The organism is Pseudomonas sp. CFBP 13710 (assembly GCF_014842235.1).
Classification (GTDB): domain Bacteria; phylum Pseudomonadota; class Gammaproteobacteria; order Pseudomonadales; family Pseudomonadaceae; genus Aquipseudomonas; species Aquipseudomonas baltica.
In genome coordinates this window covers 101,316-115,402 of the sequence record NZ_JACYVJ010000011.1, presented here as the reverse complement: position 1 = coordinate 115,402, position 14,087 = coordinate 101,316, and the positions used below count along the sequence as shown (strand labels likewise).

The 14,087-nt window shown below is 62.8% G+C and carries 10 protein-coding genes and 1 pseudogene; 7 read left to right on the top strand and 4 right to left on the bottom strand.

The features are described from left to right. Positions 1 to 128: 128 nt before the first annotated feature. The 4 genes from IFT44_RS18790 (at position 129) to IFT44_RS18775 (ending at position 4,588) form a co-directional block, all read left to right on the top strand. Positions 129 to 1,343: an aldose 1-epimerase family protein gene (locus tag IFT44_RS18790; protein WP_192176398.1), complete on the top strand. Its 1,215-nt coding sequence runs from the start codon at positions 129 to 131 to the stop codon at positions 1,341 to 1,343. Positions 1,344 to 1,545: 202 nt separating this feature from the next. Then, the gene (locus IFT44_RS18785) at positions 1,546 to 2,127 is read left to right on the top strand and encodes an NAD(P)H-dependent oxidoreductase (protein WP_122480247.1); all 582 of its coding nucleotides are present in this window, start codon (positions 1,546 to 1,548) and stop codon (positions 2,125 to 2,127) included. 69 nt (positions 2,128 to 2,196) lie between these two features. Beyond that, complete coding sequence (locus IFT44_RS18780; protein ID WP_192176397.1) at positions 2,197 to 3,093, top strand: LysR family transcriptional regulator; 897 nt, start codon at positions 2,197 to 2,199, stop codon at positions 3,091 to 3,093. Positions 3,094 to 3,169: 76 nt separating this feature from the next. Continuing rightward, positions 3,170 to 4,588: a hypothetical protein gene (locus tag IFT44_RS18775; protein WP_192176396.1), complete on the top strand. Its 1,419-nt coding sequence runs from the start codon at positions 3,170 to 3,172 to the stop codon at positions 4,586 to 4,588. A gap of 104 nt (positions 4,589 to 4,692) precedes the next feature. On the opposite strand, the gene IFT44_RS21445 is transcribed toward IFT44_RS18775, so the two are convergent. The 3 genes and pseudogenes from IFT44_RS21445 to IFT44_RS18765 form a co-directional block, all read right to left on the bottom strand. Further along, on the bottom strand, positions 4,693 to 5,406 hold the full coding sequence (locus IFT44_RS21445) for a methyl-accepting chemotaxis protein (protein ID WP_425312042.1): 714 nt from the start codon (positions 5,404 to 5,406) through the stop codon (positions 4,693 to 4,695). 141 nt (positions 5,407 to 5,547) lie between these two features. Then, positions 5,548 to 6,474 (bottom strand): annotated as a pseudogene (locus IFT44_RS21440) (methyl-accepting chemotaxis protein); the annotation flags it as partial. A gap of 327 nt (positions 6,475 to 6,801) precedes the next feature. Then, complete coding sequence (locus tag IFT44_RS18765) at positions 6,802 to 8,388, bottom strand: aldehyde dehydrogenase (NADP(+)) (protein ID WP_192056342.1); 1,587 nt, start codon at positions 8,386 to 8,388, stop codon at positions 6,802 to 6,804. A 606-nt stretch (positions 8,389 to 8,994) separates the two neighbouring features. Here IFT44_RS18765 and IFT44_RS18760 point away from each other — a divergent pair. Continuing rightward, positions 8,995 to 9,993 (top strand): response regulator, encoded by a 999-nt coding sequence (locus IFT44_RS18760; RefSeq protein ID WP_192176395.1) that lies wholly within the window; start codon positions 8,995 to 8,997, stop codon positions 9,991 to 9,993. Between the two features lie 3 nt (positions 9,994 to 9,996). Continuing rightward, positions 9,997 to 10,956 carry a sensor domain-containing diguanylate cyclase gene (locus IFT44_RS18755; RefSeq protein ID WP_192104372.1) on the top strand — a complete coding sequence of 320 codons (960 nt, stop codon included), beginning with the start codon at positions 9,997 to 9,999 and terminating at the stop codon, positions 10,954 to 10,956. Positions 10,957 to 10,965: 9 nt separating this feature from the next. Here IFT44_RS18755 and IFT44_RS18750 read toward each other — a convergent pair whose 3' ends face one another. Further along, on the bottom strand, positions 10,966 to 12,309 hold the full coding sequence (locus IFT44_RS18750) for an MFS transporter (RefSeq protein WP_213016671.1): 1,344 nt from the start codon (positions 12,307 to 12,309) through the stop codon (positions 10,966 to 10,968). A gap of 465 nt (positions 12,310 to 12,774) precedes the next feature. Here IFT44_RS18750 and IFT44_RS18745 point away from each other — a divergent pair, with 465 nt between their 5' ends. After that, positions 12,775 to 14,076, top strand: coding sequence for an NAD(P)/FAD-dependent oxidoreductase (locus tag IFT44_RS18745; RefSeq protein ID WP_192176394.1), 1,302 nt, complete (start codon positions 12,775 to 12,777; stop codon positions 14,074 to 14,076). The last annotated feature ends 11 nt before the right edge of the window (positions 14,077 to 14,087 follow it).

Genomic DNA, 14,087 nt, shown 5'->3' with positions numbered 1-14,087 from the left:
GCGTTGCAGCGGACGCGGTTTGCGCCGCTGCTACACGCGGATTTCCAAATGGGCGCAAGGGGACTAGACTCAGCTGATAGCTGAATCGATTCACTGCATGATCCATAACTCCAAGAAAGGGCCCCCCCATGAAACTGCTCCCCCTTGCCTGTGCCATCTCCGCATTCACCCTCAGCTCCCACGCCCTGGCCTGGGATTTCGTGTTGCTGGACAGCGACAAGCCTGCGCAGAACCAGCGCATCACCAGCGAACAATTGGGCGTCAAGCTCGACAAGCCGTTCTCCATCACAATGCGCACGCTGCACGGGGGTCGCCAGGAAGGTGTCAGCCTGATCGACATCGATAACGGCACCATGAAGCTGACGCTGGTGCCTACACGGGGCATGAACGTGCTCCACGCCCAGGTGGGCGACGCGCGCATGGGCTGGGATTCGCCCGTGAAAGAAGTGGCCAATCCGGCCTTTATCGAGCTCAATGGCCGGGGAGGCCTCGGCTGGCTGGAGGGCTTCAACGAACTGGTGACGCGCTGTGGCTACGAATGGGTCGGCCATCCGGGCATGGACAACGGTGAGCTGCTGACCCTGCACGGTCGTGCCGCGAACATTCCGGCCAGCAAGGTCACGGTGCACATCGACGAGGCGCCGCCGTATGCGATTCATGTGCGTGGCGAGCTGCAGGAGCAGGCCTTCAAGAAGGTCGATTTCACCGCGCAGACCGAGCTGGTGACCGAACCGGGGACGGCCCGTTTCGTGCTCAACGACACCTTGACCAACAACGGCGACTACCCCAAGGAATACCAGGCGCTGTATCACAGCAACTTCAGCACACCGTTCCTGGAAGAGGGCGCGCGGTTTGCGGCGGCGGTGAAGCAGGTGTCGCCTTTCAACGACAAGGCCAAGGCTGATCTGGGCGATTGGCAGACCTATCGCGCACCCACCAAGGACTATGACGAAACCGTGTACAACGTGGTGCCCTATGGCGATGCCAAGGGCGACACCCTGACCGTGCTGCACAACAAGGCCGGCAGCCTGGGCGTGGCGGTGGGTTTCAACGTCCAGCAGTTGCCGGTGTTTTCATTGTGGAAGAACACCGATACGCAAGGCCAGGGCTATGTGACCGGGCTGGAGCCGGGCACCAGCTTTTCCTATAACCGCCGTTACCAGCGGCCTTTGAATCTGGTCCCGACCATCGAGCCCAAACAGCAGAAGCACTTCAGCATCAGCTACAGCCTGCTGGCGGACAAACCGGCCGTGGACAAGGCGCTGAAAACCATCCAGACGATTCAGGGCGAGCGCCAGACCGAAGTGCGGCAGACGCCGCTGGTGGACCTGACCAAGGAGTAGCAACAGCGTTGGCGGCAACCGAAAAACCATGTTCCGCGACGGCGGGACCAGAACCTGGTCCCGCCAACAACCACGCAACAATGGCCACTCATTCGTGACTCTCAAGCAAGAGAGATTTGCGCACTGCCCGCTTACTCCTCGCGGGCAAGGCCTCTAGACTGCGCCCATCGATATTTCTCGCACAGTCAACGAGGCCACATTCATGAAAAAGATTCTTCTGCTCAACGGCGGCAAGCAGTTCGCCCACTCCGACGGTCGCTACAACCAGACCCTGCATGACGCCGCCGTGGCCTACCTGGACCGCGCCGGCTTCGACGTGAAGCAGACCTTCATCGACGGTGGCTACGACATTGCCGAAGAAGTGCAGAAATACCTTTGGGCCGACGTGGTCATCTACCAGATGCCGGGCTGGTGGATGGGGGCGCCGTGGACCGTGAAAAAATACATCGACGAGGTGTTCACCGAAGGTCATGGCAGCTTGTATGCCAATGACGGCAGGACGCGTTCCGATGCCTCGCAGCGATATGGCAGCGGTGGCTTGCTCAAGGGCAAGCAGTACATGATTTCGGCCACCTGGAACGCGCCGCAGCAGGCGTTCGACGATCCGGCCGACTTCTTCGAGGGCAAAGGCGTGGACGCGGTGTATTTCCCGTTCCACAAGGCCAACGAATTTCTCGACATGACCGCTTTGCCGACCTTCCTCAGCGTCGACGTGATGAAGATGCCGAACATCGACAACGATGTCGCGCGGTATCAGGCACACCTGGCCAAGGTGCTGGGCTGACGGCACGCTCGCCAGGGGCGAGGATTGGTGTATGTTTCGCAGGTCCTGGTAGATCCGATGAGGCCTGCGTTGAAATCTCGATCCGATGAGCTGCAAGTCTTCGTCGCCGTCATTCAGAGCGGCTCCATTTCTGCCGCCGCCGAGCAGTTCGGTCAGACCCCTTCGGCGGTCAGCCGTACCTTGTCCAAGCTCGAGGCCAAGCTGGACACCACCTTGATCAACCGCACCACGCGGCGCATGGACCTGACCGAAGAGGGGCGGTTTTTCTTCGAGCAGGCCAAGGAGATCCTGGCGCGCATGGATGAGTTGGAAGAGCGCTTGTCGCTGCGTCACCAGACGCCGGCCGGGCGCTTGCGCATCAATGCCGCGTCACCGTTCATGCTGCACGCGATCGTGCCGTACGTGGCGGAGTTTCGTCAGCGCTACCCGGACATTCTGCTGGAGCTCAACAGCAATGATCTGATCATCGATCTGATCGAGCACAGCACCGATGTCGCCATCCGTATCGGGGTATTGGCCGACTCTACCCTGCACGCCCGGTCGCTGGGTTGCAGCCCGCTGAACATCCTCGCCAGCCCCGGCTACCTCGAGCGCCACGGCGTGCCGGAAACGGTCGAGGCCTTGAGCCAGCACGTGCTGCTGGGCTTCACCCAGACCGAAACGCTCAACCACTGGCCGTTGCGCCATGCCGAGGGCGATCGACTGCAGATCCAGCCACGCATGGCGGCATCCAGTGGCGAAACGTTACGGCAGCTGGCGCTGGAAGGGCAGGGGATCGTCTGCCTGTCGCACTTCATGACCCACGAAGACATTCGCCAGGGGCGCTTGCAGGTGGTGCTGGCCGATGCCAACAGTGGTTACCGCCAGCCGATCAATGCGGTGTACTACCGCAACTCACAGCTGGCATTGCGGATTCAGTGCTTTCTGGACTTCATTCAGGACAAGTTGGCGGCCTACGCCTGCTGAAGCGGCGGCAGGTGGATTGCGCGGCTTTCGATACGCCGCTTACCATGACGCCTGATCGCCATTCCCGGGACTCATCATGAAGCGCATCGCATTGCTCGCCGCCCTCGTCACTCTGGCCAGTTGTTCCAGCAAGGGGCCCGACGACGGCAGCCTTGGCAACGAACAGGCGCAGGACATGTTCAAGGAGGCGATGTCGCAGCCGCCCGTGCCGCAGAGTGTGCTGCGCAACGGTGATCGCCTGAGCTTCATGTTGCTGCAGCCCAAGACCGACACGTCGCCGTTCGGCTTTTTGCTGCAAGTCGACGCGGCGTGTTCCAGCCCCAGCGCCAGCCTGATCTATCTGGACGGGGTGAAACGCATCTATTTCGCCAGCCCCGATGGCAAGTATGCGCCGGCCCGTCCGATCCCGGCTGCGCAGGTAGCGGCGTTGAATGCCAATCCCGCTTTCCAGCGCGCCTGCGCCGCCACTCCCCAGCCCGATTGGCGGGTGCTGTTGGGCAAGGGCGATGAGCAATGGGTGCTGATCGACCGTAACAGTTTGGCTACCGTCGAGGGGCAGTTGCAGTTCTGGGCGGCCTACGACTCGCCGACCATCGGCCACGATCAGCCACACAACGCGCCCTATGCACAGAAACGCGAGCGCTATGCCCTGGACTGCACCAAGCAGACGTTCAGCCTGCTGGCCGGGTATGACCTGGATGAGCACAACACGGTGACCGATGGTGGGGTGTTCTTCGAGCCCAAGACTTACAACGTGAAGGACAGCGATCCGGATTATCGACGGGTGTTCGACGCTGCCTGCGGCAAGCCCGAAGGCCTGGCCGGATTGCCGGCGTTCAAGCCGCGGAGCAAGGCTCCGTTGGTGCTGGCCACCCCGCGTGTGCAGGCGCCGGCGCTGTCGGCGGTCAAGCAGTTGAACCTGCCGAAACCGGCAAAGGTGCTGAAACGGGTAGTGGAAACCGGTACGGCCCATCTCAAAGGGCAGAGCGCACCGTTCACCGAGGAAAAATCGTTCAGCCAGGACAAGGCGTCGGGTCTGCTCTCGGTGCGCACCAAAGGCAGCAATTTCGAGGGGCAGGCGGTGAGCTTTCGCGGCTTGGTAGCGTTGGCCCAGCAAACCGTCTACAGCGGCGAAGCGCCGATGGTGGACAACGTCGGTTTGAATGCCATTGCGTTCAGCGGGGACTGGAAGAACATGCCGGTGGGTGCGCAGCTGGGCTATGTGACCGATGGCAAGATGAGCAACAGCGTGGTCGGCGAGTACGGCAAGCCGCGTCAGGCGTTCGACTGCCGTGTCGAGCAGCAGTTGCCCGCGACCCAGGTCAATGGCCGCTTGAGCGGTCAGGCGAAGAAGCTGCGCTGTTCGCACTTGGAAGACAACCTCAAGCGGGTGGAGACGCTGTATTACCTGGAGGATTACGGGTACTTTTTCCGCGCGGGTGTGGACCCGAACGCGTTCTTTCATGAAGAGCGGGTGTTGAAGGAAGTGGAGTGAGCGGGTTGGGTCGTGTTGCGGCCGGACGCGGCTTGCGCCGCTGCTACAGGGGATCGGTTTCCGTAGCAGCGGCGTGAGCCGCGTCAGTATTTGGGTGTGCGTGCTCAGACGCGGAAATGGCTGACCATCATCTGCAACTGGTTGCCCAGGCGTGCCAACTCGACGCTTGAGGCGGCCGTTTCTTCACTGGCGGCGGCCGTCTGCTCCGATACATCGCGCACGTTGATGATGCTGCGGCTGATTTCCTCGGCAACCGAGCTTTGCTGTTCGGCCGCAGCTGCAATCTGCTGGTTCATCGCCTGGATGCTGGACACCGTGCGGGTAATGTTCGCAAGCGAAGTGCCGGCGCGGCGTGTCAGCTCGACACTGCTGTCAGTCAGGCCACGGCTGCTCAACATCACGCTGGCCACCTGTTGCGTGCCCATCTGCAGACCGGCCACCAGGCCTTCGATTTCCTCGGTGGATTTCTGCGTGCGCTGGGCCAGCCCGCGAACCTCATCGGCCACCACGGCAAAGCCGCGTCCGGCCTCGCCTGCGCGGGCCGCCTCGATGGCTGCGTTGAGGGCCAGCAGGTTGGTCTGCTCGGCGACTGCCTTGATTACGTCCATGACGCTGCCGATCTTGTCGCTTTCCTTCTGCAGGGCGTTCATCGCTTCGGTGGAGCGACGGACTTCGTCGGCCAGTTTCTCGATCTGCGCGATGGCTTCGCCCACCACCTTGTCGCCTTCACGCGCTTCATCGTCAGCGGTGGTGGCGGCCACCGAGGCCTGTTCGGCGTTGCGCGCCACTTCCTGAACGGTCGCGGTCATCTCGTGCATGGCGGTGGCGACCTGATCGGTCTCGACCTTTTGGTTGTTGACCCCGGCACTGGTCTGTTCGGTGACGGCGGATAATTCTTCGGCAGCGCTGGCGATCTGGGTGACGCTGTCGCGGATGCCGCCGATCAGCTCGCGCAGGGTTGCGCCCATGCGCTGGATGCCTTGTTGCAGCACGCCCAGCTCGTCCTTGCGGGTGACTTGCAGGTTTTGACTCAGATCGCCGCCGGCAATGCGTTCGACGACTTCGAGTGTCTGCTGCAGCGGGCGGGTGATCTGGCGGGTAATGATCCACGCGGCAAGGATCCCGAAGATCAGGGCCAGCAGCGCGGCGCCGATTTGATAGCTGCGCGCTTCGGCGCTTTCGGCATCGCGTCGCTGGATCTGGATCTTGTACAGCTCGTCGCTCAGGCGAACGATTTCGGCGCCTTCCACGGTCATCTCGGCACGCGCCGTAGCGATGTTGGCGATTGCCGCCTTGAAGCCGGCGACTGCAGTGCGGTAGTTGCCCAGCGCGGCGTTGAGTTGCTGGAAGCGAGACTGCTCGGTGGGCAGGCGGGCGGACAGCTGCTGCAGTTCGGCCACGGCGCGGTCCATCTGGGCGAAGGCGGCCTGTTCGGATTTTTCATTGACGTTGCTGGTATAGGCGAGCACGTCGTAGCGCGTCTGCTGGATCAGTTCACGGACGCGGGTGATGGCCTGGAATTCGTCGAAGCGCAGGTCGCCGTCGGGCACTGCAAGCACTGCCTGATTGATCTGGTTGACCAGCTCGGTGGCAGCCGTCGCCGTGGCGGTCATGTTCTGCCGCGCGACATTGCTGGCCTTGTAGCCGTCGCGCATCTGGTTCAACGACTTCTGATACGCGTCGATCTGCTCGGACTGGGCCTTGAGGCGCTGCAGGTTCTCGGGGCTCTTGAAGCCGTCGATCAAGTTCTTCTGCTGGGTCTCGAAAGCGTCCAGTTGGGTCTGTACGGTTTGCGCAGATGCATCATCGCCGTTGGCGAGCATGTACTGCAGGCGCACGATGCGCAGCTTGGTCAGGCTGTTGTTCAGTTCGGAAATGTCGCTCATCCAGTTGCTGCGCTGGATCAGGCTGCTCAAGCTGGTCCAGCCGGTCAGCGCCAGCAGCGCGGTCAATACCAGCACCAGGCCAAAGCCCAGCGCAAGTTTTCGGGTAACGCTGATATTGCCGAACCAGCCGTTCATAAATGTGCTCCTGACAGTAAAGGATCAGACCGGACGACCGTCGTTGTGGTTATGGGTGGTCGCCATGAAAAGGTCTTCTTGATCCCCCCATATCGGCACCTCGTCGCAGAGCTGAAACAAAAAGTCGGATCACCGAGGCAAAAAAAAACGGCGCGATCGAGATCGCGCCGTCTGGTTGTTGCGGCCGTTGCATCAAGCGATCGGCTGCGAACTCCACTCACCGTTCACCAGGCGTTGCAGGCCCAGCGGGTTGGCATTGCGCAGCGCTTCGGGCAGCAGCGCGTCCGGGTAGTTCTGGTAGCAGACCGGACGCAGGAAGCGGTCGATCGCCAGGGTGCCGACAGAGGTACCGCGCGCATCCGAGGTGGCTGGGTAAGGGCCGCCGTGGACCATGGCGTCGGACACTTCCACACCGGTCGGGTAGCCGTTGACCAGAATGCGGCCGACTTTCTGTTCCAGCACCGGCACCAGCCATTGGTACTTGACCAGGTCGGTGGCCGGTTCGCCGATCAGGGTGGCGGTCAGCTGTCCGCGCAGCGATTGCAGCGCGGTTTTGAGCTCGGCATCGTCGGCGACTTCGATCACCACGGTGGCCGGGCCGAAGACTTCTTCCTGTAGCAGTTCGTCGCCATTGAGCAGCAGGCTCACATCAGCCTTGAACAGTTGCGCCTGAGCCTGTTGGCCTTCCTGCGGGTTACCGGCCAGGTGCGTGATGCCTTCATGGGCCAGCAGGTGTTCGACACCTTTGCTGTAGCTGCGCAGACCACCGGCATTGAGCATGGTTTGCGGCGCCTGGGCAGCCATCTGCGTTTGCAGCTGCTCGAGGAAAGCGCTGAAGGCCGGCGAGCGAACGCCGATCACCAAGCCCGGGTTGGTGCAGAACTGACCACCGCCCATCACCACGGACGCCGCCAGTTCCTTGGCCACGGTTTCGCCGCGGGTGGCCAAGGCGTCCGGCAGCAGGACGACCGGGTTGATACTGGACATTTCAGCGAACACCGGGATCGGCTGGGCACGCTCGGCGGCCATTTTGCACAGCGCATTGCCGCCGTTCAGCGAGCCGGTGAAGCCGACTGCTTGAATGGCCGGATGCTTGACCAGCGGCTCGCCGACGCCGGCACCGAAGATCATGTTGAACACGCCCTTGGGCATGCCGGTCTTTTCTGCCGCGCGGATGATGGCGGTGCCGACCAGATCGGCTGTCGCCATGTGCCCGCTGTGGGCCTTGAATACAACCGGGCAACCCGAGGCCAGCGCGGCGGCGGTGTCGCCACCGGCCGTGGAGAACGCCAGAGGGAAGTTGCTGGCGCCGAACACGGCAACCGGGCCGACGCCGATGCGGTACTGGCGCAGGTCGACGCGCGGCAGCGGCTTGCGGTCGGGCAGGGCGAGGTCGATCCGGGCACCGAGGAAGTCGCCACGGCGCAGCACTTTGGCAAACAGGCGCATCTGGCCGCTGGTGCGACCGCGTTCGCCTTGGATGCGGCCGGCAGGCAGGGCGGTTTCCTGGCAGACGACTGCCACGAAATCATCACCCAGCGCATCGAGTTCGTCAGCGATGGCATCGAGGAATTCAGCGCGGCGAGCGGGGCTCAGCTGGCGATATTCCAGGAAAGCGTCGTCGGCGGCCTGGCAGGCGGCGTCGACTTCGGCATCGGTGGCTTGGTAGAAGCTATAAGGAAGCGCCTCGCCAGTGGTGGCGTCGACACTCTTGAGTTTGGGCTCGCCACTGGCGCTGCGGTTGCCGCCGATGAAGTTGTGACCGAGGATGTTAGGCATTGTTGTCTCCGTGTCCTGTGGGCGGGTTGTTAACAGACATCATACAACTTGAGCATATACCGGGCAAGTTGCCCCCCGAACCCCCTACTGTAGCAGCGGCGCGAGCCGCGTCGGTGGTTGATGGGGTGAATCAGGTACAACGCAGCAGGGCCGGACGCGGCTTGCGCCGCTGCTACAGAGGCTGCGCAAGCCGCGTCGGCGGTCGATGCGGTGAATCAGGCAGACCGCGGTGAGCCCGGACGCGGCTTGCACCGCTGCTACAGAGGCCTGTCGTGATCGATTCGCAACCCCTGTAGCAGCGGCGCGAGCCGCGTCGGCGGTCGATGCGGTGAATCAGGCAGACCGCGGTGAGCCCGGACGCGGCTTGCGCCGCTGCTACAGAGGCCTGTCGTGGTCGATTCGCAACCCTTGTAGCAGCGGCGCAAGCCGCGTCGGCGGTCTATGCGGTGAATCAGGCAGACCGCGGTAAGCCACCTCGGCATTCGCGCCGAAAGAAAGCAAATAGCCAGCACGCAAGGTAGCGGCGAACAGGGCCTTGGAGGTAAGGTGAGCAATGGTGCATCAATGGCGATCATGCGCGTCGCCCCATGAAGAGAACGAGAGGCCATGCCGCCCATTTCCCTGCTGATCTGCGATGACTCGAACATGGCCCGCAAGCAGCTGCTGCGCGCCCTGCCAGCGGATTGGGACACCACCATCACCCAAGCGGTGAACGGCCGCCAGGCGCTCGAGGCGATTCGCGAGGGCAAGGGCGATGTCATGTTGCTCGACCTGACCATGCCCGACATGGACGGTTATCAAGTCCTGGCAGCACTGCGTGAGCACGGTTTGCGCTGCAAGGTCATCGTCGTCTCCGGCGACGTGCAGGATCAGGCCCTGCGCCGGGTACGCGAACTCGGTGCGCTGGCCTTCATCAAGAAGCCGGCCGAGCCCGACGAGTTGCGCCGAGTCCTGCTCCAGGCCGGCCTGCTGGAAAAGACCAGCGGCGGCCCCTTGCGCGGCGGCAGCGACAGCACCATCCACATCGGCTTCATCGACGCTCTGCGCGAGGCCATCAACGTTGCCATGGGCCAGGCTGCTGCCATGCTGGCCAAGGTGCTCGGCGTGTTCATCCACTTGCCCGTACCCAACGTCAACCTGCTCGAAGCCAGCGAGTTGCACATGGTCCTGGCCGACGTGCAGAGTACACAGCCGATCACGGCAATCTGCCAAGGCTTCATCGGCGGCGGCATCGCCGGTGAAGCGATGCTGATCTTCCACGACTGCGACATCGCCGACCTGGCTCGACTGATGAACCGCAGTGCGCTGGACTACTCCGACCAGGAAATGCTTCTGGACCTCTCGTCGGTCATCATCGGCGCCTGCCTCAGCGGCCTGGCCCAGCAGTTGGACGTGATGTTCTCCCAGAGCCATCCGCACCTTCTCGGCGACCACGGCGCGATCGACGACCTGATCGAAGTCGGCAGGCACCGCTGGAAAAAGACCCTGACTGTCGAAATCAGCTACGCGCTGGAAGGCCACTGCATTCATTTCGACTTGCTGTTGCTGTTCACCGAAGACTCGGTGCAGTTGCTGCGCGACAAGCTCGACTACCTGATGAACTGAGCCATGAACAGACCTATCGAACTGGACGAATTTCACTGGCTGCTGGCGATCACGCAGAGCATCGACGTTGGCGTGGTGGTGCTCGACAGCGACTACCAGGTGCAGGTCTGGAACACCTTCATGGAAAACCGCTCCGGCGTGCAACCCAGGGACGCCATCGGCCAGGCCTTCTTCAGCCTGTTCCCGGAGATCGACCGCGAGTGGTTCCGCAAGAAGGTCAGCAGCGTGGTCACCCTCGGCACGCCGGCCTTCACCATCTGGGAACAACGCCCGTACCTGGTGCGCTTCAAGAACTATCAGCCGATCACCGGGCACGAAGCGTTCATGTACCAGAACACCACCATCCTGCCGTTGCGCTCCACCAACAGCGAGATCAAGCACATCTGCGTGGTCATCTACGACGTGACCGACGTGGCCACCAACCGCCGTCAGTTGCAGGCGTCGAACCTGCAACTGCAGAAGCTTTCCAGCACCGATCGCCTGACCGGGTTGTACAACCGTGGTCACTGGGAGGAAGCACTCAAGGTCGAGTACGCACGACACGGGCGCTATGGCCACGCGACCTCGTTGATCATGTTCGACATCGACCACTTCAAACGGGTCAACGACACCTATGGCCACCAGGTGGGCGACCAGGTCATCCAGCGCGTGGCGCAGGTGCTGCGCGCGATGGTCCGTGATTCGGACATCGCCGGACGCTACGGCGGCGAAGAGTTCGCCGTGCTGCTGCCGGACACCGACAAGGCGGGCGGTGCCATATTGGCCGATCGCCTGCGGCTGGCTATCGAAGCCGAAGTGGTCGAGCACGAAAGCGGCCCGGTGCGGTTCACCATCAGCCTGGGCGTCGCCGATCTGGGCTACCCCAGCAACGAGCACCAGCAACTGATCGAATGGGCCGACCAGGCGCTGTATGCCTCCAAGCGCGCCGGCCGCAACCGTGTGACGGTCTACGAGCGGCCCTGACGGCGCCGATCAGTCCTTGGTGGCATGCGCCCAGCGATAATCCAGGCGTGGCGCGCGCACCTTGATCCGGCGCTTGGCCTTGCTGAAAAACGGCTCGTGCACCGGCTCCGGATCCTTCAGGAACACCGTCAGCACCGCACTTAACGCGTACAGGCCGGTAAACGCCCACACCACCCCTTCCAGGCCGAAGCTTTCGTTGAAGATCGCCACCACCGCAGGCCCCACCCAGGTGGAAGCGCCCGCGCCCAGGCTCAGCACCGACAGCGCCGCTGCCTTGTTGTGCGGCGCCAGTGCCGGAGCCAGTGCCGACAGCGGCACGAAGCACGCCAGTGTCAGGCCATACAGCGCGCCGAACACCGAGGCCAGCAGGAAGTTATCCGGGAAGGCTTGCGGCATGAAGAAGAACAGCGGCGTGGTGATCGTGCTGCCCACCGCGCCCAGCCAGAGGATGGTATTGCGGTAGCCGATGCGCGTGCTGATGACGCTGGAACCCATGTTGCCGATGATGTTGAACACGAAGACGATGGTCAGCAGCTGCAGCCATTGCTCCAAGGTGAAACCCACCGTGTCCATGAAGAACCCCGGCAGCACCACGAGAAAGCCGAACATCGACGAGGTATTGATGATGCGCACCACACCGGCGAGCGTGACCTTGGGGTGCGACCACATGATGGTGACGTTCTTGGCCATCGACACCAGCGGCTTTTCACCTTCGGGTGCCAGGCGCCGCATGCCGTGGGCCTCACGCATGCCGACCAGACCGATCACGCCGCCAACCACCACCAGCGCGAACGACAGCCAGAACGTCTGCAGCGCACCGATCAGTGGAATGCTCACGCTCGCCACCAATGAACCCAAGGTCGGCAGACCGGCTGCATAGGCCACCCAGAACCAGCCCACGGCCAGGCCCATCTTGCGCGACGGCGTCGCCGCGGCGATCCACACCAGAAATCCGTAGGCGAACAGCGGATAGCCAAAGCCGCGCAGGCCATAGGTCAGCAAGATCATCTGGTAGCTCAGGGTTTCCAGGCCGTAGATCAGGAACAACACTTCGAACACGCTCCAGATCAACAGCCCGAGCATCATCACCCGTTTCGGGCCCCAGATATTGGACAGGGCACCGGCCAGCCATGACGAGATACCCACGGTGACGCCATACAGCGTGAACACCATGGCGATTTCACCGTCGGGCATGCCGCGGTCGCTGAGAAAAGGGGAGAGGTAGCCGAGTTCGACACCGTCGCCGATCATGAAAATCAACAGGCCGACGAAGCCCCAGAACAGGGGATAGGGAATGCCGATCTTGTCGCACAGGCGAGAGAGGCGGGTGTTCGGAGTGGATTGATTGCTCAATGGTCCGTTCCTTGTGTGCAGCACGGCGCTTGGGCGCGCCGAATGAATGGCCTCGATGAGGTTGAAAGGCAGGCTCGGTCAGGAGCAGGAGAACGCCACGAAGGGATGGCACAAACGGTGGGGGCGGGCACATGAGGATCGCCGATGTACGGCGTGCATGGGCCCTTTGATCTGCTTTATTCGAGATTTTCGCGCCGTTTGCCTATTTGTTATCGCATCTGAAACGATTCAGCGCAACCGCTTGGACTGGCTTTGCCTGCGACAACGTGCCCGGTGGTAATGGCCGCAGGCCACGTCTCATGGCGGCTAAGGTGTTGCAAAAAATGACTGAAAAAAAATCGCAGAATCAGCCCGGGTCATGCCTTCGTCTCAGCATGTGAGAGCATGGCCGCATCCCTGCCAGAAGGGTTGCCGCTGGCCGTGCCAGAGCGTAAACCTTGGGTATCGACCTCGGCAGGAAGTCCCATGTACCCGCTCATTTCCCACGTCGACAGCGACACCTCACTGCCCGACAGCGCCGATGTGGTGATCATCGGTGGCGGCATTGTCGGGGTGTGCACCGCGTTCTTCCTGGCCGAACGGGGCGTGTCGGTGGTGCTGGTGGAAAAGAGTGGCATCGCCCATGAGCAGTCGTCGCGCAACTGGGGCTGGGTGCGCACCATGGGCCGCGATGTAGCCGAGGTGCCGTTGGCTATCGCCAGTCTCAAGCTGTGGGACGGTTGGGCGGTGAAGTTGCAGCACGACACCGGCTTCACCCGCTCCGGCATTCTCTATGCCTGCGAATCCGCCGCAGAGCTGGCGGCCAAGGTGACCTGGCTGGATCAGGCAAAACCGCTGGGCATCGAGGCGCGGCTGCTCGACACCGCGCAGATTCAAGCCCGCCTCCAGGCCAAGGTCCCGTCCTCCTGGACCGGCGCGCTGTTCACCGAGAGCGACGGCCGCGCCGAGCCGGACATCGCCACCGCGGCCATCGCCGAAGGCGCCCGAGCACGCGGCGCGAAGCTGTTCGTGCGCTGCGCCGCGCGCAGTGTCGAAACCTCGGGCGGCAAGATCAGCTCCGTAGTTACCGAGCTGGGCGAAATCAGATGCAACAGCGTGGTGCTGGCGGCCGGTGCCTGGTCAAGCCTGTTCTGCGGCAACCTGGGTATCCGCCTGCCACAGCTGCGGGTGCTGGGGTCGGTGATGCGCACCGCACCTTTGGCAGGCGGCCCGGAGTGCGCGGTGGCGACCGAGAAGGTCTCGTTCAGAAAGCGCGCCGATGGCGGCTATACCGTGGCTCTGCGCAACGCCAACGTCGCGGCGCTGGTACCGGACAGCTTTCGCTACCTGCCCGATTTTCTGCCCATGGTCAGGGCTCACCACCATGAATACCGCCTGCGCGTGACCCGCCAGAGCTGGCAGGAGCTCAACACGCCCCGGCGTTGGAGCAATGCCCAGGCTTCACCGTTCGAGACACAGCGCCTGTATGACCCCAAGCCGGTGGATGCCTACCTCGACCAGGCTTTGAGCATGCTTGCCGAGCAGTTTCCGATCTTCGCCCAGGCCCGGATCGAGCAGCGCTGGGCCGGCTTGATGGATGTCACGCCCGATATCGTGCCGGTGATGGACCAGGTGCAGAGCCTGCCCGGTTTCTACCTGGCCACAGGCTTCTCCGGGCACGGTTTCGGTATCGGGCCGGGCGCTGGGCATTTGATGGCGGACCTGATTACCGGCAGCGCGCCTTTGGTCGATCCCGCGCCGTTTCGTTTCGCTCGGTTCGCCCGATGACACGCCCATAT

Coding starts and splice junctions, on each gene's coding strand:
- IFT44_RS18745 (WP_192176394.1), top strand. CDS start 12,775: ATGTACCCGCTCATTTCCCACGTCGACAGCGACACCTCACTGCCCGAC.
- IFT44_RS18755 (WP_192104372.1), top strand. CDS start 9,997: ATGAACAGACCTATCGAACTGGACGAATTTCACTGGCTGCTGGCGATC.
- IFT44_RS18765 (WP_192056342.1), bottom strand. CDS start 8,388: ATGCCTAACATCCTCGGTCACAACTTCATCGGCGGCAACCGCAGCGCC.
- IFT44_RS18760 (WP_192176395.1), top strand. CDS start 8,995: ATGCCGCCCATTTCCCTGCTGATCTGCGATGACTCGAACATGGCCCGC.
- IFT44_RS18790 (WP_192176398.1), top strand. CDS start 129: ATGAAACTGCTCCCCCTTGCCTGTGCCATCTCCGCATTCACCCTCAGC.
- IFT44_RS21445 (WP_425312042.1), bottom strand. CDS start 5,406: ATGCACGAGATGACCGCGACCGTTCAGGAAGTGGCGCGCAACGCCGAA.
- IFT44_RS18785 (WP_122480247.1), top strand. CDS start 1,546: ATGAAAAAGATTCTTCTGCTCAACGGCGGCAAGCAGTTCGCCCACTCC.
- IFT44_RS18775 (WP_192176396.1), top strand. CDS start 3,170: ATGAAGCGCATCGCATTGCTCGCCGCCCTCGTCACTCTGGCCAGTTGT.